Source organism: Marinobacter sp. X15-166B (assembly GCF_001752365.1).
Taxonomy (GTDB): domain Bacteria; phylum Pseudomonadota; class Gammaproteobacteria; order Pseudomonadales; family Oleiphilaceae; genus Marinobacter.
In genome coordinates this window covers 2,308,552-2,326,310 of record NZ_MEIY01000001.1, presented here as the reverse complement: position 1 = coordinate 2,326,310, position 17,759 = coordinate 2,308,552, and the positions used below count along the sequence as shown (strand labels likewise).

General features: G+C 61.9%; 16 protein-coding genes. 4 read left to right on the top strand and 12 right to left on the bottom strand.

The window, feature by feature from the left end:
- Window positions 1–12: 12 nt before the first annotated feature.
- On the bottom strand, window positions 13–990 hold the full coding sequence (locus BG841_RS10985; RefSeq protein WP_070057697.1) for a D-2-hydroxyacid dehydrogenase: 978 nt from the start codon (window positions 988–990) through the stop codon (window positions 13–15).
- Between the two features lie 207 nt (window positions 991–1,197).
- On the opposite strand from BG841_RS10985, the gene BG841_RS10980 reads away from it, so the two are divergent.
- The 3 genes from BG841_RS10980 to BG841_RS10970 all read left to right on the top strand — a co-directional run bounded on the left by BG841_RS10980 (window position 1,198) and on the right by BG841_RS10970 (window position 3,275).
- The gene (locus BG841_RS10980; RefSeq protein WP_070057696.1) at window positions 1,198–2,421 is read left to right on the top strand and encodes a pyridoxal phosphate-dependent aminotransferase; all 1,224 of its coding nucleotides are present in this window, start codon (window positions 1,198–1,200) and stop codon (window positions 2,419–2,421) included.
- Between the two features lie 8 nt (window positions 2,422–2,429).
- Window positions 2,430–2,621 carry a CPXCG motif-containing cysteine-rich protein gene (locus BG841_RS10975; RefSeq protein WP_070057695.1) on the top strand — a complete coding sequence of 64 codons (192 nt, stop codon included), beginning with the start codon at window positions 2,430–2,432 and terminating at the stop codon, window positions 2,619–2,621.
- A 99-nt stretch (window positions 2,622–2,720) separates the two neighbouring features.
- On the top strand, window positions 2,721–3,275 hold the full coding sequence (locus tag BG841_RS10970; RefSeq protein ID WP_070057694.1) for a DUF1439 domain-containing protein: 555 nt from the start codon (window positions 2,721–2,723) through the stop codon (window positions 3,273–3,275).
- A 54-nt stretch (window positions 3,276–3,329) separates the two neighbouring features.
- Here BG841_RS10970 and BG841_RS10965 read toward each other — a convergent pair whose 3' ends face one another.
- From BG841_RS10965 to nudC, 4 genes are all read right to left on the bottom strand, one after another.
- Window positions 3,330–3,995, bottom strand: coding sequence for a response regulator transcription factor (locus tag BG841_RS10965; RefSeq protein ID WP_070057693.1), 666 nt, complete (start codon window positions 3,993–3,995; stop codon window positions 3,330–3,332).
- 40 nt (window positions 3,996–4,035) lie between these two features.
- Complete coding sequence (acs, locus tag BG841_RS10960; protein ID WP_070057692.1) at window positions 4,036–5,982, bottom strand: acetate--CoA ligase; 1,947 nt, start codon at window positions 5,980–5,982, stop codon at window positions 4,036–4,038.
- A 198-nt stretch (window positions 5,983–6,180) separates the two neighbouring features.
- Complete coding sequence (gene murI / locus BG841_RS10955; RefSeq protein WP_416202617.1) at window positions 6,181–7,035, bottom strand: glutamate racemase; 855 nt, start codon at window positions 7,033–7,035, stop codon at window positions 6,181–6,183.
- A complete protein-coding gene (nudC, locus tag BG841_RS10950) occupies window positions 7,032–7,838 on the bottom strand; it encodes an NAD(+) diphosphatase (protein ID WP_070057691.1) in 807 nt (268 codons plus the stop codon). The genes murI and nudC overlap by 4 nt, the downstream gene beginning before the upstream one ends.
- Before the next feature lie 123 nt (window positions 7,839–7,961).
- Here nudC and plsB point away from each other — a divergent pair, with 123 nt between their 5' ends.
- The gene (gene plsB, locus BG841_RS10945; RefSeq protein WP_070057690.1) at window positions 7,962–10,430 is read left to right on the top strand and encodes a glycerol-3-phosphate 1-O-acyltransferase PlsB; all 2,469 of its coding nucleotides are present in this window, start codon (window positions 7,962–7,964) and stop codon (window positions 10,428–10,430) included.
- 16 nt (window positions 10,431–10,446) lie between these two features.
- On the opposite strand, the gene BG841_RS10940 is transcribed toward plsB, so the two are convergent.
- From BG841_RS10940 to ppc, 7 genes are all read right to left on the bottom strand, one after another.
- Entirely contained in the window at window positions 10,447–11,304 is an 858-nt protein-coding gene (locus tag BG841_RS10940) for a class I SAM-dependent methyltransferase (protein WP_083260246.1), read from the bottom strand.
- Window positions 11,304–11,615: a hypothetical protein gene (locus BG841_RS10935; protein ID WP_070057689.1), complete on the bottom strand. Its 312-nt coding sequence runs from the start codon at window positions 11,613–11,615 to the stop codon at window positions 11,304–11,306. The genes BG841_RS10940 and BG841_RS10935 overlap by 1 nt, the downstream gene beginning before the upstream one ends.
- 64 nt (window positions 11,616–11,679) lie before the next feature.
- Window positions 11,680–12,477 carry an undecaprenyl-diphosphate phosphatase gene (locus tag BG841_RS10930; protein ID WP_070057688.1) on the bottom strand — a complete coding sequence of 266 codons (798 nt, stop codon included), beginning with the start codon at window positions 12,475–12,477 and terminating at the stop codon, window positions 11,680–11,682.
- Window positions 12,478–12,505: 28 nt separating this feature from the next.
- The gene (gene tsaB, locus BG841_RS10925; RefSeq protein WP_070057687.1) at window positions 12,506–13,210 is read right to left on the bottom strand and encodes a tRNA (adenosine(37)-N6)-threonylcarbamoyltransferase complex dimerization subunit type 1 TsaB; all 705 of its coding nucleotides are present in this window, start codon (window positions 13,208–13,210) and stop codon (window positions 12,506–12,508) included.
- 18 nt (window positions 13,211–13,228) lie between these two features.
- Window positions 13,229–13,882 (bottom strand): adenylate kinase, encoded by a 654-nt coding sequence (gene adk / locus BG841_RS10920; protein WP_070057686.1) that lies wholly within the window; start codon window positions 13,880–13,882, stop codon window positions 13,229–13,231.
- A 209-nt stretch (window positions 13,883–14,091) separates the two neighbouring features.
- Window positions 14,092–14,994: an HDOD domain-containing protein gene (locus BG841_RS10915; protein ID WP_228141642.1), complete on the bottom strand. Its 903-nt coding sequence runs from the start codon at window positions 14,992–14,994 to the stop codon at window positions 14,092–14,094.
- A gap of 96 nt (window positions 14,995–15,090) precedes the next feature.
- Complete coding sequence (gene ppc, locus BG841_RS10910; RefSeq protein ID WP_074454337.1) at window positions 15,091–17,733, bottom strand: phosphoenolpyruvate carboxylase; 2,643 nt, start codon at window positions 17,731–17,733, stop codon at window positions 15,091–15,093.
- Between the last annotated feature and the right edge of the window lie 26 nt (window positions 17,734–17,759).

Sequence of the window (17,759 nt, the reverse complement as noted above, 5' to 3'; positions counted from 1 at the left end):
GGAACGGCCCGCTCAACCGGCGTAGCCGAGTTTCTTGTCCACCTGGTTGGCGATCGCCTTGCCCGCCAGCCAGCCATCGAGATTGTCCACAAACTGGTCGATCAACGCCTGCTCCCAACCGACCACATCCCCGGCCATGTGGGCGGTCATGATGACGTTGTCCATACCCCACAGCGGATGCGCGGCGGGCAGTGGTTCCTGTTCGAACACGTCCAGTCCCGCACCGGCGATCTCCCCTGCACGCAGGGCCTGCACCAGAGCGTCCGTATCGACAATCGGGCCACGGCCGATATTGATCAGTCGGGCGCTGCTGCGCATGACCGTGAAGGCTGCGCGGTCAAACAGGCCCCGGGTCTGGGGGGTCAGCGGGGCGGCGATCACCACGTAATCGGCACGGCCGAGCTCGCCATGGAGTTCGTCGTTGCCGTGCACGGCGACAAAATCCGGGTCCTGTTCCCTGGCCCGGCGCGCAATACCGTGCACCTCCATGCCCACGGCCGCCAGCAGCCGGGCGATCTGACGACCGATGGAGCCGGCGCCGACCACCAGGACCCGTTTGCCGTCAACCCGCTCGGTGGTGCGGTGCTGCCAGCGCTGCTCCAACTGCAGGCGGATGGAGCGCGGGAAATCCTTGGCGAACATCAGCACGGTGCACAACACATACTCGGCAATGGCGTGATCAAAGATTCCGCGGGCGTTAGAGACGGTCACCGGACCATTGACCAACGCCGGAAACATCAGCCGGTCAACGCCGGCACTGGCGGCGTGCACCCATTGCAGGCTGTCCGCGGCCTCCCAGGCGGCGGCCAGGGCATCGGTGCGGAAATCGGTGACCAGCAGCACATCGGTGCCGGGCAACGCAGCCCGCAGGCTCGGCTCATCACTCGCAAAGCGCACCTCCGCCCGTGACTTGAGCGCCTCCATACCGGGCGGTTCGGTGCCTGCGGAGGCGGTCAGTACAGTGACAACGGTGTCAGGTTTGTGATTCATGGGGGCTCCTCGGGCGCGGGTCGGATTTGCCTGACAGTCTGGTCCCTGAGGACGGCAGGGTCAACCGAAGGCGCCCCCCACACGATCCCGGCTGATCCCGCTAAGCCACTGTTCTTTTTAACCTTGTACCTGGGCACATTCGTTACTAGGCTGCATGATAGCAGTGCGCTTGAAGGCATTCTCAGGATTCCGGCAGGGAGATGGGCTATGTACGACGCAGAGCGGGAAGTCAGAACGGAAACACCCCGAAAAATCAAATATCGCAGGAATAAAATCCTCTGGCATCCATCCATGCAGGCCATCCCGGTACCGGGCATTCGCCGCATGGTGAACATGGCCGCCACCATGAAAGACGTCATTCACCTGTCCATCGGCCAGCCGGATCTGCCCACCCCGCCCCACGTGATCAACGCCTACGTGGAGGCTCTCAAGGCCGGCCAGACCGGCTACACCATGGACGCCGGCCTGCCCGAACTTCTGGTCGCGCTGCGGGATTATTACGGCAAACGCTACAACCGCAAGCTCACCCGCGACAACATCCTGGTAACCAACGGCGCCACGGAAGCCATGTACCTGGCGCTGTCCTCCACCTCAGCGCCAGGTCGCCAGTTTATCGTCGCCGACCCCTCGTTTTTGTTGTACGCCCCGCTGATCCGCATGAACGGCGGCGAGGTCAAGTACGTACCAACCTATGCGGAGAACAACCATCAACTTGACCCGGATGATGTGATCAGAGCCATGGGACAGCGGACCTTCGCGGTGGTGCTGAATTCCCCCAACAACCCGACCGGGGCGGTGTACCCGCGCAGCACCATTGAAACCATCGTGGAAGAGTGCGCCTACCGGGGCATCCAGGTTTACAGCGACGAAGTTTACGACCACCTGGTGTTTGACGATGAAGAATACGCCAGCGTGCTGAGTTGCGCGGTGGATCTCGACAACATCATGTGCATCAGCAGTTTTTCCAAAACCTACAGCATGGCAGGGTTACGGGTAGGCTGGGTGATTTCGAGCCAGGCTGCGATCAAGTCCCTGCGCCGCCTGCACATGTTCACGACCTCGGTGGCCAATACGCCGGCGCAGTTTGCCGGTGTGGCGGCCCTGACCGGCAGCAGGGAGTGCGTCACCGCGATGGTCAACACCTACCGTGAGCGGCGCGACCTGACGATGGAGCTCATCGACCAGACCCCGCACCTCAGTGGCTACAAGCCCGGCGGTGCTTTCTACTCGTTTCCCAATCTGCCCAAGCACGTCGACGGTTCCGATCTGGCACTGCGAATGCTGAAAGAAACCGGTGTGTGTGTGGTGCCCGGGGATGCCTTCGGCGAAGATACCGCCAATGCCCTGCGCATCAGTTTTTCAACCCCCGGCGAGAAGCTGCGAGCGGCCTTTGAGCGCATCATTCCCTGGATGGCCAAACAATCGATTTAGGAGCGCCCATGTCCGCTTTGGAGCCGGCCAGCATTCAGTGCCCGTATTGCTGGGAGACGCTGCACATCAGTGTCGACCCTTCGGTGCCCGACCAGACCTACGTCGAAGACTGCCAGGTCTGCTGCCAGCCCATCGTCATTCATGCGGTGTTCGACGCGACCGGCGCGCTTACGGTGACCGCCGAGCCGGAAAACCCGTGAGGAAACCCGCTGACAAATAAGCGCCATTCGTCCATACTTGGGCGGGTGCGCGCCCCTTCAACCCTGCGGGACCGAGCCGTACCTTCATGGAGAATCCGCATGCTGCGACTGTTGCTACCCTTGCTGCTGACCGTTGTGACCGTCAGTGGCTGTGCCAGCTTCTCACCCTATTCCATCAGTGAACAAACGCTGGAAAAGCACCTGCAGCGAACGGTCGCCGATATGGACCAGGCCCAGCTCAAAGCCGGTTCTCCGCTGAGTCTCACTCTGAGGCATGCGGACATCACCCTGGGGCCCGACGGCCGGGACGTGGCGGTCATCGATTTGTCCGGTCAGGTCGCCATGAATCTGCTGATGACCAAACTCCCGGTGGATGTATTCCTCAAAATGGAAGGCGCACCGGTGTATGACAGTCAGGAAAAAGCGGTTTATATCCGGCGCCTGCAATTACTCGACAGCCGTGTGGAGTCCACTCTGTTCAACCAGGATCTCACACCCGTCACCGATAGCGTGATGCGCGCGCTGGCCCAGTTGCTGGAGAATGTGCCGGTGTACCGTCTGGACGAGAGCGATATCAGGCAGAAATTGTTCGGTCTGGTGCCGATGGATATCCGCGTCGCCCCCGGACGGCTCGAGTTTGTGACCGCCGATTAACCGGCGGCAAATTTGCCCGCGGTCCAGACGTCCCCTGCTTTTGAGGCCTGGCAATCAACCGCCCGACAAGGACGTGTCCGCCGGGTCAATTTCCATTTGCTGAATGGCGATCACGGCCTGGGTCCGGTTGCGCACCCCCAGCTTACGGAACACCGCCGTAATGTGGGCTTTGATGGTTGCCTCGGATACATCCAGGTCGTAGGCAATCTGCTTGTTGAGCAACCCCTCCGCCAGCATACCCAAAACGCGGAACTGCTGCGGGGTCAGCGACGCCAGCTTCTCGGAGAAGTCGGTGGTGTCCCCTTGCATCCGCTCGATCTTTTCAGCGACCCCCTCCGGCAACCACACATCACCCTCCAATACCTCGCGGATGGCCTGGGTGATGGTTGGCAGCGGCGCTGACTTGGGGATAAATCCGGACGCGCCATAATCAATGGAACGCCGCATCACCTGCAGTTCTTCTGATCCTGACACCACCACCACCGGCAACCCGGGGTACTGGCCGCGCATAAACACCAAGCCCGAGTAGCCGTGTGCTCCCGGCATGTTGAGATCCAGCAGCACCAGATCCGCATCCGGATGAGCGTCCACCGCCGTCTGCAATGCCTTGATGCTTTCCACCTCTACGGTCTCCGCACCGGGCACGGCCTCACTCACTGCCTGTTTCAGTGCCGCACGAAACAGCGGGTGATCATCAGCGATGATAATTTGTTGGGTCATTCAAACCTTTCCTCGACAGTTACCGGCCTCTGGCCTGGAGCTACTTGAACGCACGATGGCTGATCAGGTCGTCCACCACACTCGGATCCGCGAGTGTAGAGGTGTCGCCCAGCTGATCATGCTCATTGGTGGCAATTTTACGCAAAATCCGCCGCATAATCTTGCCGGATCGCGTTTTGGGCAGATCATTCGCCCACTGGATCACATCCGGCGCAGCAATGGGGCCTATTTCCTGCCGTATCCACCGGGTCAGTTCCTGCTTGAGTTCGTCAGACGGTTCCACCCCGTGGTTAAGGGTGATGTACACATAGATGCCCTGGCCCTTGATATCGTGGGGGTATCCCACCACTGCGGCTTCCGCCACCTTGGCGTGGGCCACCAGGGCGCTTTCCACCTCGGCGGTCCCCATCCGGTGACCGGACACATTGAGCACGTCGTCCACGCGCCCGGTGATCCAGTAGTAGCCGTCCTCATCCCGGCGGGCCCCGTCCCCGGTGAAGTACATCCCCGGGTAGGTACTGAAATAGGTCTGGGCGAAGCGTTGATGGTCGCCATAGATGGTGCGCATCTGCCCGGGCCAGCTGTCCACAATCACCAGATTGCCTTCGGCCACCCCGTCCAGCAGTTGCCCCTCCGCGTCCACCAGTCCGGCCTTGATGCCGAAAAACGGCAGCGTCGCCGAACCGGGTTTCAGATCGAACGCACCCGGCAGCGGGGATATCAATATACCTCCGGTTTCGGTTTGCCACCAGGTATCGACAATGGGGCACTGACCGTTGCCGATATGCTTGTGGTACCACTGCCAGGCTTCCGGGTTGATCGGCTCGCCGACCGAGCCCAGCAGCCGCAGACTCTTGCGGGTGGTGCCGGCGGTACTGGCCGCGCCTTCTGCTTTCAGCGCACGGATCGCCGTCGGCGCCGTATACAGGATATTGACCGAATGCTTGTCAATGACTTGCGAAAGGCGAGAGCTGTCGGGGTAATTGGGTACCCCTTCAAACAACAGGGTGGTGGCGCCGTTGGCCAGCGGGCCATACAGGATGTAACTGTGCCCCGTTACCCAGCCAAAGTCCGCGGTGCACCAATACACATCGCCCGGATGATAGTCGAACACGTATTCGTGGGTCATGGCCACGTACACCAGATATCCTCCGGTGGTGTGCAACACCCCTTTGGGTGCGCCGGTTGAACCGGACGTGTACAGCATGAACAACGGGTCTTCGGCGTTCATGGTTTCAGCCGGACAGTCGGCTTCGGCGTCCTGCATCAACTCTTCATAACGCTGGTCCCGGCCCTGCTGCCATTGCACATCGGCACCGGTGCGGGCCACCACGATGACCTTCTCCACGCTGCTGGTATCGCCGCGGCTGAGCGCCTGATCGACATTTTTCTTCAACGGCACGCGGCGCCCGCCCCGCAGACCTTCATCCGCGGTGACCACAAAGCGGGAATTGCCATTGTCGATTCTCGATCTGAGCGCTTCCGGGGAAAAACCGCCAAACACCACCGAATGTATGGCACCGATACGGGTACACGCCAGCATGACGACAGCGGTCTCGACGATCATCGGCATGTAAATGGTGACCACATCGCCTTTACCGACGCCCAACGTTTTCAACACATTGGCGAACTTACAGGTCTCGGCATGCAATTCGCGGTAACTGACGTGCCGGGACTCCGAGGGGTCATCCCCCTCAAAGATGATCGCGGTCTGGTCACCGCGGGTTGGCAGATGCCGGTCCAGACAGTTGGCGGACACGTTCAGCTGGCCGTCCTCATACCACTTGATGCGCGGATCTGCGGCATCGAAAGAGGTGTTTTTCACCTTGCTGTACGGCGTTATCCAGTCGATCCGTTTGCCGTGCTCGCCCCAGAAAGCTTCCGGGTCACGCAGCGACTGTTCGTACATGGTGTCGTATTGTTCTCGGGTAATATGGGCCTTGCGGGCAAAGTCCGCGTTCACCGGAAAGACAGAGTGATCAGTCATTGGTATCCCCTCGTTGCCGTAGATTGTCGTTCTATTTACTACAACCAGATAGACTGCGATTCGGCGGACGGTCAAACCAAACTTTGGCCCCCCCCCGTGCTCATTGTTAAACTATAGAGCCTCCGCCGGGTTCGGGCCCAGTTATTTAAGCCGCCAGAGTGGGTGTCCAGCGCCCGGATGCGGGGGGTAAGTGCGGGCTCAGTTATTGCCGTGCCAATGGGGCACCAGCCTCTCGGACGGCAAGCCGATACTGGCCAGGTAGTGCTCGATCTGAGGAGGTGCGCTGCCGGTAAACAACGCGACTTCCAGGGGGTAGGCTCCGCCCATCGCCGGCTCCCCGCTGGGCCAGTCGGCCGCGGTCGCCTGCAACAGATGTACCGTGCGCCGGGCGATGGCCGCGCCCGAATCCACCCAATGCGCGACCCCGGGCAGCGCGCTCTGCAGCGTTTCCCGAATCAGCGGATAATGGGTGCACCCTAACACCACCGTATCCACCTCGGCCCGGGCCAGCGGCGCCAGGACCCGGGCGAGGTCGTCCAGGGGCAACGGCTGGCCCGCCACCCAGGCTTCGATCCATTGCACCAGAGCCCCGTGCCCGACCCGCACCACGGTGCAATCCGCGGCGAACTCGGCAATCAGCTGATCCAGATAGGGGCGACGAATGGTGGCCGGGGTCGCCAGAAGGCCAATGCGACGATTGCCGGAGACTGCGGCAGCGGGTTTGATCGCTGGCACGACCCCGACCACCGGCACCCGCAAGGCCGCCCGCAGGGCCGGCAGGGTCACCGTGCTGGCGGTATTGCAAGCCACCACCACCACATCCGCCGGAAACACCTCCAGAGCCGCCGTAATCAGCTGCACACAGCGGCCAACCACCACCGGCTCGGGCTGATCCCCGTAGGGGAAACAGGCATTGTCGGCAAGGTACCCCAGGCCGGCCGTCGGGATCATGTCATGAATGCAGGTGGTGATGCTCAGGCCACCCACTCCGGAATCAAACATCAACACTCGGGGGCGGTGCTGCTCCGCCCGGGACCCGGCTGGCTTCGTCACCCGCGAATCTCCGCTTCCATCGCGCGAATCAGCGCCCCGGAAATCGTGGTGGCCGGCGGGATTGGCGGTCGTTCGCCGGGATAAAACCAGCCGGCATCCGCCAGTTCGTCGGCCTGCAGCACCATGTCACCCCCGGCATAATCGGCAAAAAAACCCAGCATCAGCTGGTGGGGGAAGGGCCAGGGCTGCGAACTGTGATACCGGATGTTGGTCACCTCGAACCCGGTCTCCTCCCGCACTTCCCGGGCCACCGCCGCCTCGACGGTTTCGCCAGGCTCGACAAACCCGGCAATCAAACTGTAATAACCGCTGGTGGCACGGGAGGAGCGCGCCAGTAGCACCTGTTCGCCTTTGCGAATCACTACAATCACACAGGGTGCGAGCCGCGGATACCAAGGAATCTGGCAGCGCTCGCACCAGCGGGCCCGCTCCAGCGGGTGTTCTCCGGTCGGTTCGCCACACCGACCACAATAACGGTTGTCCAGGCGCCACTGTTTGACCTGAAACGCCATGCTCAACATCTCTGCTGGCGCCTGCGGCGAACCCAGCAGGGCTTCCCTGAGAGTGACCCGGCGATAACCCTGCCCTACCCGCGCCGGGTCCAATTCCATCACATACACCTCCCTGCCCTGCTGACGCCCCACGTACACGGGTTCATCCCGGTCGGCCTGCATGCTCCGCGCCTCGGGCAGATCGAGCAACCAGCCAGCCGGGGGCTTGATGATTTCGGTACCTGCCACGCCCACCACTTTGTCCTGCGGTGTGGGTGCCTGCCGGGACCAGCCCGCCTGCCAATGCGTCATTTTTCATAACCCTCATGCTGATAACCGCTAATGTATCACGGCTTGCCACTTTCTTTGGCTTTGCGCCAGGATGACAAGTCAGTAAACTTGGCGCCTCGAACGGTGCAAACGGAGCGACGATCTATGCGACTTTTCCCGGGCCTTCGCAGCCTGATCCTGACATTTTTGCGCAAAATCCTGTTTTTTTGGGTCAGGACAGATGTCAGCGGTGCCACCGTCGAAGCCCTTGGCCTGGACCCGGACAAACCTGTTTGCTATGTGCTGCATTACAGCTCCCTGTCCAACCGCCTGGTGCTGGAACAGGAAGTACGCCGTGCCGGCCTGCCGCGGGCGGAGGCCCCTCTGGCCATCAGCGGGGGACCCTCCCGTTCGTTCTTCTTTTTGTACCAGCGCAGCGGCGGCCTGCTGCGCCGCCGTAAGCCCCTGGTTCTGATGCCCCAGGTGAGGCAGTTGGTGCAGTCCAACTGCCGCCATCCGGATCAGGATGTGCAGATTGTACCGGTTTCACTGTTTTGGGGCCGCTCTCCCGACAAAGAAAAGTCCCTGTTCAAACTGTTGTTGTCGGACACCTGGGCGGTCGCCGGCCGCTTGCAGAAGTTGCTGATTATTCTGGTACACGGGCGCAACACCTACGTTCAGTTCAACGAGCCGGTTTCCCTGCAGCAGGTGGTCGAGGAATACGCGGACAGTGAGGAACGCGCCACTCGTAAACTGGCGCGGGTCCTGCGCACCCATTTTCGCCGGGTTCGTCAGGCCGTGCTGGGGCCGGACCTGTCCCACCGTCGCACGCTGGTCGATGAACTGGTGCGCAGCCCCGCCGTCAAAGAGGCGATCCAGGAAGCCGTGCGCAGGGATGGCCTGCCCCCGGAGGTCGCCAGGACCAAGGCGCGCAAATACGCTAATGAGATAGCCGCCAACATGTCGGTGGTCACCATTCGCATTATGGAGGTGCTGTTGACCTGGCTGTGGAACAGGATCTACAACGGCGTGGCCGTCAACAACATCCAGGTGGTAAAGGACGTCGCCCAGGACAATGCGGTGGTCTATGTACCCTGCCACCGGTCCCACGTCGACTACCTGCTGCTGTCCTATGTGCTCTACAAAAACGGGCTGATGCCACCCCACATTGCCGCCGGCATCAATCTGAACATGCCACTGGTGGGCCCCATTCTGCGTCGCGGCGGGGCGTTTTTCATGCGCCGCAGTTTCAGGGACAACCCCCTGTATGGCACGGTGTTCAATGAATACATGCATGTGATGTTTTCCCGCGGCTACTCCATGGAGTACTTCGTGGAGGGGGGCCGCAGTCGCACCGGGCGCATGCTGCAACCGCGCCCCGGTATGCTGTCGATGACGGTGCGCAGCTTCCTGCGTGATAACCGCAAACCCATCGTGTTTGTCCCCGTGTACATCGGCTATGAAAAAGTGATGGAAGGCCGTTCTTATCTGGGTGAGCTGCGGGGCAAAAAGAAGCAAAAGGAAAGCATTGTCGGACTTGCCAGAACGGCGCGCAAACTCAACAACACCTTCGGGCGCGTCGCGGTCAACTTCGGCGATGCCATTCACCTGTCCGCCGTGCTCGATGACTATCGCCCGGGCTGGCGTACCGAGACCTACAGTCACGATTACCGGCCACCCTGGCTGAACGGTGCCGTCACGCGGCTGGCGACTCAGGTCGCCACACACATTAACGCCGCGGTGGCAGTCAACCCGATTGGCATGGTCGCCACGGTGCTGCTGACCACCGACCGGCTGGCCATGGATGAGCGCCAGCTGATCCGGCTGATGGATACCTTTGCAACTTTGTTGCGTGCGTGTCCTTTTGCGCACACGGTAACCTGGCCGCAAGGCGAGGGGCATGAATGGCTGAGGTATTGCGAGAACATGGGGCTGGTCAGTCGTCACCCCCAGGCGCTGGGCGACATCGTCGGGCTGCAAGGGGTGAACGCCACCCTGATGACCTATTACCGCAACAACATTCAGCACCTGTTTGCGCTGCCGTCCCTGCTCGCCTGCCTGTTCGAGAGCAATACCGCTCTGCACCGCAGCAAACTGATCGCGCTCGCCAGTGTGGTCTATCCGTACATCAAGTCAGAATTGTTTTTGCCTTACCCCACCGAAGACGTGGCCCCGGTGCTTGACCAGTGGATTGACGCCCTTGTCGAGCAAGGCCTGTTGCGGGCCGATGGCGAACGGGTCTGCCGTCCTGAAGAAGGCACCCAGGCCATGTTGCAGCTCCGCTTCCTGTCACGCTTTATCATTCAGACGCTGGAGCGCTACCACATGGCGATCGCCATCCTGCGCAAACACGGCTCCGGAAACATCAGCGCGGCCGAACTCGAGGCCCAGAGCACACTGATGGCCGAGCGCCTGTCGATTCTGTTTGGTCTGAATGCGCCGGAGTTTTTCGACAAGAGCCTGTTCCGCAACTTCATTGCCAATCTGCAGGCCAACGAAGTCCTGATCACCGATGAACAGGGTCTGTTGTGTTACACCGAAGCTCTGGATGAGGTGGCCGAGGACGCCCGTCTGGTCTTGAGCGTGGAAAAACGCCAGGCCATCCAGCAGGTCACCATGCAGGACCAGGACTGAAGGCCGGCGGGGGCTGCTATTGGGGTAGCGCCCGCAGGGGGTATATATCGTAGCGGCTGCTTTTACCCTCAATGCGGGTCGCCGGTTCCGGTCCCGCAATGGCGGGAGCTTTGCGCGGCCGCTTGACCACCACCCGGTAGGTCGCCACCGCTAACGCGGCTTGCAACAATTGCGGGGCGTCATCGTCATCGCCCACCACCGGCCGGAATACCTGCATTTCCTTTTTGACCAGCGCGGCTTTGTCCCGGTGTGGAAACATCGGGTCCAGATAGATCACATCCGCCGCATTCGCACCGGCTTGCTGCAGCCACTCGATGCTGCTTCCGGGCATCAGCGTCATCCGTGCCAGAACGGGTGCCACCAGCTCACTCAGGCAGCCACGGGCCAACCCATCCGCCAGCAAGGCGTACACCACCGGGGAACGTTCAAACAGGGTCATCCGGCAGCCCAGTCCGGCCAGCACAAACGCGTCTTGCCCCAGCCCGGCGGTGGCATCGAGCACATGCAGTGGGTGTCGGGTCTTGCGCAAACCCACCGCCCGCGCCACCAACTGCCCGGTGCCACCACCGTGTTCCAGCCGGTAACCGGCCTTGCCCGTGGCAAACTCGGCCCGGACCGGTCCGGGAGCGCCTTTGCCGGTGACCTGAAGGGCCAATCCGTGTTCGTCACCGAATAACAGCAGCTCGTAACCGGTCACCCGGGCGGGTTTCACCACCCCCAGATAGGGGCAACCCAAAGCCTCGGCCAGCGCACGGCCCGCGGTGGCATCGCCCAGCGGGCTGCTGGCCACGGCCAGCCCCGGTGGGGCTGTAAACCCGGGGAACGCCCACTCGATAGAGCTGGCGGAAGGATGAGGCAACGCAGTACTGGCCATCAGACGTGGATATCTATACCGGCCAGATTAAGCTCATGGCCTTTACCCAAGGCGGCCACCCCGGCAAACGCCGACAGCGCCCGCACCGTCTGCAATGGCAGCTCGTCCGCACGAAAGCGCTCCAGACGGGTTGCATCAGCGGCCTGACGGGCAGCAACCCGGCGCACCACCGGCTGCTCGGACGCCGGCGTCGCGGCCTCCGTCGGCTGCCGGCCATCAACCGGCCGGCGGGCCGCAGCCGAAGGCTCTGCGGCGAGTGCCTTGCCGGGCAGAAGCGGGTAGGCGCCCCGCGGGTTAAGAGGACCGATCATGGTGAAGTTTCCGGCTGCGTCTGTTGGGACCTAAGCGGTCACGATTGCTCAATTATCCACCCTGTCACCATAGCATGACAAGCAGCAGTGCCCCCAACAGCAACCGGTAGATCACATAGGGCATCAGCCCGAGGCGCTCGAGAAAGCGCAGAAAGAAATGAATGCAGACCACCGCGCTGACAAATGACAGCGCGGTGCCGAGCCCAATGGCAAACCAGTCGGCGCCATTGCCCCGCTCGAGCAGCTCCAGGGTTTTCAGTAAGCCGGCGGCGGCGATCAACGGAATCGACAACAGGAAGGAGAACCGCGCGGCGGCCTCACGGCGAAACCCCAAAAACAACGCCGCGGTCATGGTGATACCGGAGCGCGAGGTGCCGGGTATCAACGCCAGTGCCTGGGCCACGCCGATAATCAGCGCATCTCTCAGGGTGAGTGCGGGCAGGCCACGCTGCTGACGGCCCACCGCATCCGACCACCACAGTACCAGACCAAAACCGATGGTGGAGGCGGCAATGACCAGCCCCGAGCGCAATCGGGCTTCAATCACATCGTTGAACACCAGGCCGGCCAGCCCGGCGGGAATGGTGGCCGCGATGATGGCCCAGGCCAGGGCGCTGTCGGCACCGATGCGGCGCCGGGCGGTGTCGGCGCTCCAGGCAACGGCGAGGCGGATAACATCACGACGGAAATACCAGACCACCGCCGTCAGGGTGCCGACATGCACGGCGACGTCAAACGCCAGCCCCTGATCAGCCCAGCCCAGCAAGACCGACGGCAGAATCAGATGGGCGGAGCTGCTGATGGGCAAAAACTCGGTCACACCCTGGATAACGGCCAGAGTGATAATGTGCCACAAATCCATGTTAAAACTTCCGAAAACAAAGGGTGGGTCAGCGACCGGGGAGTTTTTTCCAGGTCACTGTATCACGGAGGTACAGCGGTTGCGCTTGCGCGGCCGGCACACTGTCGCCGCGGTGGTAGCCGACTTCAGCAAGCCCGGCGACATAACGTGCGCGGGGGGTAACGGTGGAATCCACGGCGGTCATACAGGCCCGGACAGCGGCCGGCATCTGCTCCTGCAGCTGCCAGCCGGAACCCGCGCCCCACCATCTTGCCGGGGCCGCCGGGGCACTGGGCAAGCTGACCCGATCCGGCGCGCACACCCGTTGGTCGTCCAACGAGTGTGGCTGTCCGGAGCGACTGACAAAACAGCCCCAGTAGACTTCACTCATGCGGGCATCGAAAGCCACCGCCACGCCCTCACCCTCGTCGAGGCTATGACGGTCCATCACTTCGGCGGCGACCACTGCCAACGAGGAGACCGGCACCACCGGCAGTTCGAGGCCAAAGGCCAGCCCCTGGATGACGCCGGTCGCGATGCGCAGCCCGGTAAAAGAACCGGGGCCGGCGGCAAACGCCAGCACGTCCAGATCTGCCGGACTCAGCCGGTGTTCACCCAGCAGGCTGCGTACCATGGGCATCAGCAGCCGGGTATGACCACGAGGCGCCAGTTCAAAACGTTCGCTCACCACCCCATCCACGGACAGTGCGGCGGAACAGCCTTCGGAGGAAGTATCCAGAGCCAGAAGCTTCAAGGTTTCTCTCACTCGCGCTTATTGCAGCTTTGCGAGGATCTGGTTGCGGATATCCTCCAGCGAACCCACCCCCTCAACGCGCACGTATTTCGGAGCCGAGGCCGGATCTTCTTTGGCCAGGTTCTGGTAATAATCGATCAACGGTGCGGTCTGATTGTGATAGATTTCCAGGCGCTTGCGCACCGTTGCTTCTTGGTCGTCTTCCCGCTGCACCAGGGGCTCGCCGGTTTCGTCGTCCCGACCGGCCACTTTGGGCGGATCGTAACGCTCATGGTAGGTGCGGCCACTGGGGGCATGCACCCGACGACCCGACAGGCGGCTGACAATTTCTTCGTCGTCAACTGCAATTTCCACCACGTAATCGATGGCGATGCCCTGGGCCCGCAAGGCTTCCGCCTGGGGAATGGTGCGCGGAAATCCGTCAAACAGATAGCCGTTAGCGCAATCGGGTTGCTTGACCCGCTCTTCGATCAGGGCAATGATGATGTCGTCGGATACCAGTCCTCCGGTCGCCATCACTTCCTTGACCTGCAGCCCCAGCTCGGTGCCCGCCTTGACTGCCGCACGCAACATGTCGCCGGTGGATATCTGAGGGATACCAAATCGCTCGGTGATAAATTGGGCCTGGGTCCCCTTGCCCGCGCCGGGCGCGCCTAACATGATGAATCTCATAGCGTTTAACTCCCGCTTACAATTTAGAAAAGAAAAAGCTGTTGCAAAACAGTGGTGCTTTGCGACAGCTTCTTACTGGACAATCCCGAGGCAAGAAGGGCCGGTCTTGTACGAAATCTCCGGCAGGGGAGAAAACTGACGTTCGTCCCATGCCCACTGAAAAGGACCCACAAGATACGATATTTGGGGGACAAATGTCACGCAGAAAGTCAGATCGACAAGGAGCGGGCCAGATCATCAAGTTCCTCCGCCACCTCATCCACGTCATGACTTAACTGTGCCAGCTGGTCGGCATTGAGCCCCAGGCGCTGCGCCAGTTCCTCCAGGTTATCGGGATTGAACTCGTCCCCCACCCCCTTGCCTTTCAACAACCCGTTGGCGAGCTGCACCATCAGGACATAATGCTCGTGGTCACCGCGATAAGTTGGCTGCTGATGCACCCCCGCCGCTTTGACGACCGCCCCCGGCAACTGCCACAGATGGTGCAGCACCCCGCCAATGGCGCCATGCCCTACCGCCAGCACCGCCGCATCTTCCTGCCCACCAAACACCTGCTGCTCCAGAGCGCTCATGCTCAATTCCGGGTTGCTCTCACGCAGTCGGCTAAGCTGTTCATACTCGTCCGCAAACAGGTGGCCAATCAACAGCAGCCCGAAATTGTGCAACAGGCCGCACAGGTACGCCAGGCCCTGGTCGTGCCGGCACAGCAGCGCAATACGCTGACACAGGAACGCACAGTACAGCGAATGACGCCAGAACTGATCCACCCCCAGCACACCGTTGCGGGGCAACTCAAAGGCGCGCACCGACGCAATACCCAAAGCCACATGGACCACCCGGTCGAACCCCAGCACCCGGGTAACCGCGTCCTGCACCGACTGAATCTGTCCGGGGTAATTGAACAGCGCCGAGCGGGCGTAGCGCATAACCTGCGCGGTCAGACTGGGATCGCACTCAATGAGTTCCGCCAGCTCGCGGGCAGACGCATTCGGGTTGGTGGTCAATCGCAAGAGTCGTAACGCCAGCGAGGGCATGGGCGGCAGCCGGTAGAGCGTCTGCAACTGCTGAGCAACATCTTCCAGGGTTAATCGTTGTTGCGGAGCTTGGGTCAATGCGGCCTCCAGAGTGAGCGCGGGGTGAGCGTGGGCGTTTCGGGTACCCTGCCAGATAGTACCAGCGGGGCACCGGCTGTCCAGTGCCCCCGGGCGCTAACCGGTGTTGCGCATGCCCGCAGCAATACCCGCCATGGTGACTTTCAACGCCCGCTCCACGGTTTCGGTGACCTCCCCGGTGCGTTCGCTCTCCCGGTCCCGCCGCAGCAACTCCGCCTGCAGGTAATGCAGCGGGTCGGTATACGGGTTGCGCACGCGCATGGAGTGGGCAAACACCGGGTCGCTCTCGAGCAGGTTATCCAGCTGTTTGAGCTGTTTGACCTGACCGACACACTGTTCCAGACGGGCCCGCAGGTCGGCCCCCAACGGCAGCAAGGCCTCGTCCACCAGGGTTTGTTCGTAGTACTTGGCGATCCGCAGATCCGCCTTGGCCAGCACCATTTCCAGCATGTCCACATAGGTGGTAAAAAACGGCCAGCGCGCCATCATTTCCCGTAACACCGGCAAGCGCCCGGATTCCGCCGCCGCGGTGAGTGCGACCTCACTGCCCAGCCAGCTGGGCAGCATCAGCCGCATTTGCGTCCACGCGAAAATCCACGGGATCGCCCGCAGACTTTCCACGCCGCCGCCGGCCTTGCGGCGGGCCGGGCGACTGCCCAGTGCCAGCTTGCCCAGTGCCTGCTCGGGGGTGGCCTGACGGAAGTAAGGGACAAAATCCGGGTCATGCCGGACCACACCGCGGTAGGCCTGCAGCGACTGTTCACTCATCCACTCCATGAGCTCACGCCATTCCGGTTCCGGCGCCGGTGGCGGCGCAAGAGTGGCCTCGATCACGGCGGTCGTGTACAGCGTCAGACTCTGCTCGGCCAGCCGCGGCAGCCCGAATTTGAAACGAATCATTTCACCCTGCTCGGTGATCCGGAAACTGCCATTGACCGACCCCGGCGGCTGCGACAGGATCGCCCGGTTGGCGGGACCACCCCCGCGCCCGACCGTGCCGCCACGGCCGTGGAACAGGGTAAGATGAACGCCATGATGCCCGGCCACGTCGGTCAGTTGCTCCTGGGCCTTGTACTGGGCCCAGGCCGCCATCATCTGGCCCGCGTCCTTGGCTGAGTCCGAATAGCCGATCATCACTTCCTGCTGGCCCCGGCAATACTGGCGATACCAGTCGATCTCGTAGAGCGCGGCCATGCTTTGCGGGGCCCCGCTGAGGTCGTCCAGAGTTTCAAACAATGGGACCACACGCATCGGAAAAGTCATCCCCGCTTCCCGCAGCAGCAGAATCACACTCAGCACATCCGAGGGTTGGCTGGCCATGGAGATCACATAGGAACCCAGGGCTTCCGGGGTTTGTCCGGCCACCACCTCACAGGTCGCCAGCACCTCGGCCACCGCCGCCGACGGCTGCCAGTTTTTCGGTATCAGCGGACGCACCCCCTGCAGCTCGCGCACCAGAAACGCCTGACGCTCCGCCTCACTCCAGCTCAGGTAATCGCCCACCCCAAGGTAGCGGGTGATCTCGGCGACCGCCTCAGCGTGCCGGGAGGCCTCCTGACGGATATCCAGACGCACCAGTGACAGCCCCAGGGTGTGGGCTCGACGCAAGGTGTCCAGCAAAGGTCCGTTGGCCAGTGACTCCAGTCCGCAGTCCCGCAGAGACTGGTAACACAGCATCAACGGCTCGGTGAGATCGTGGTTTTCAAACAGGATGTCCGTCTCGTCGGCCACGTCACCGTTCAGACAGGCCTCCGCCCACTCCCGGGTGCGCAGCAGCCGGTCCCGCAAGCCCCCCAGCACTTCCCGGTAGGGCTCCCGGCTATCACCGGTGAGCGCCTTGAGGGTGTCGTTGGCCTGCCACATGGACAGTTCCGCCCGCAAGCTGACAATGTCCCGCAGGAACAGGTCCGCGGCCATCCAGCGGGCCAGCAAAAACACCCGGCGGCTGACTTTGTGGGTGACATTCGGGTTGCCGTCCCGGTCTCCTCCCATCCAGGAGGCGATATGAATGGGGGTGGCGTCTACCGGTAACCCCTCACCGGTGATCTCCAGCAACGACCGGTCGAGACTGCGCAAAAACTGGGGCAACGCCTGCCACAGACTGTTTTCAATAACCGCAAAGCCCCACTTGGCTTCATCCACCGCGGTCGGCCGGTCGTGTCTGATTTCATCGGTATGCCAGGCCTCGGCAATCAGGCGGCCCAGGCGGGTGACGATTTCGTCCCGTTCCGCCGGCAGCAGATCCTCGTGATCCAGTGCCTCAAGACAGGCGGTCATCTCGTCGTATTTCATGATCAGCGTACGCCGGGCTACTTCGGTCGGGTGCGCGGTCAGCACGAACTCGACCCGCAACCCGGTCACCCGGCGGTGCAATTCCTGTGGCGTGACCCCATCGGCAATCAGCCGCGCAAAAACCTCTTCGAAGGACTCCACCATCAAATCCGAGGTGTGTCCTTTTTTCCGGCGGATGCCGTGGTATTGCTCGGCCAGGTTGGCCAGATTGAGAAACTGGTTGAAGGCCCGGGTCACCGGCAACAGTTCCTCATCCCTGAGGTTGCTCAACAGGGTCACCAGACGCTGCCCGGAACCACTTTCCTGCAGGCGGTCCGCTTTGGCGGCGGCACGGATCTGTTCAATCAGATCAAAGCAGTCCCGCCCGGGGTGCTGCAAGATGCTCTGCCCCAGCAACTCGCCAAGCAAGCGTACGTTATCTCTGAGTTCCGGATGAAGTTCAGTCACAAATCACACCTTATCAATGGTTGACG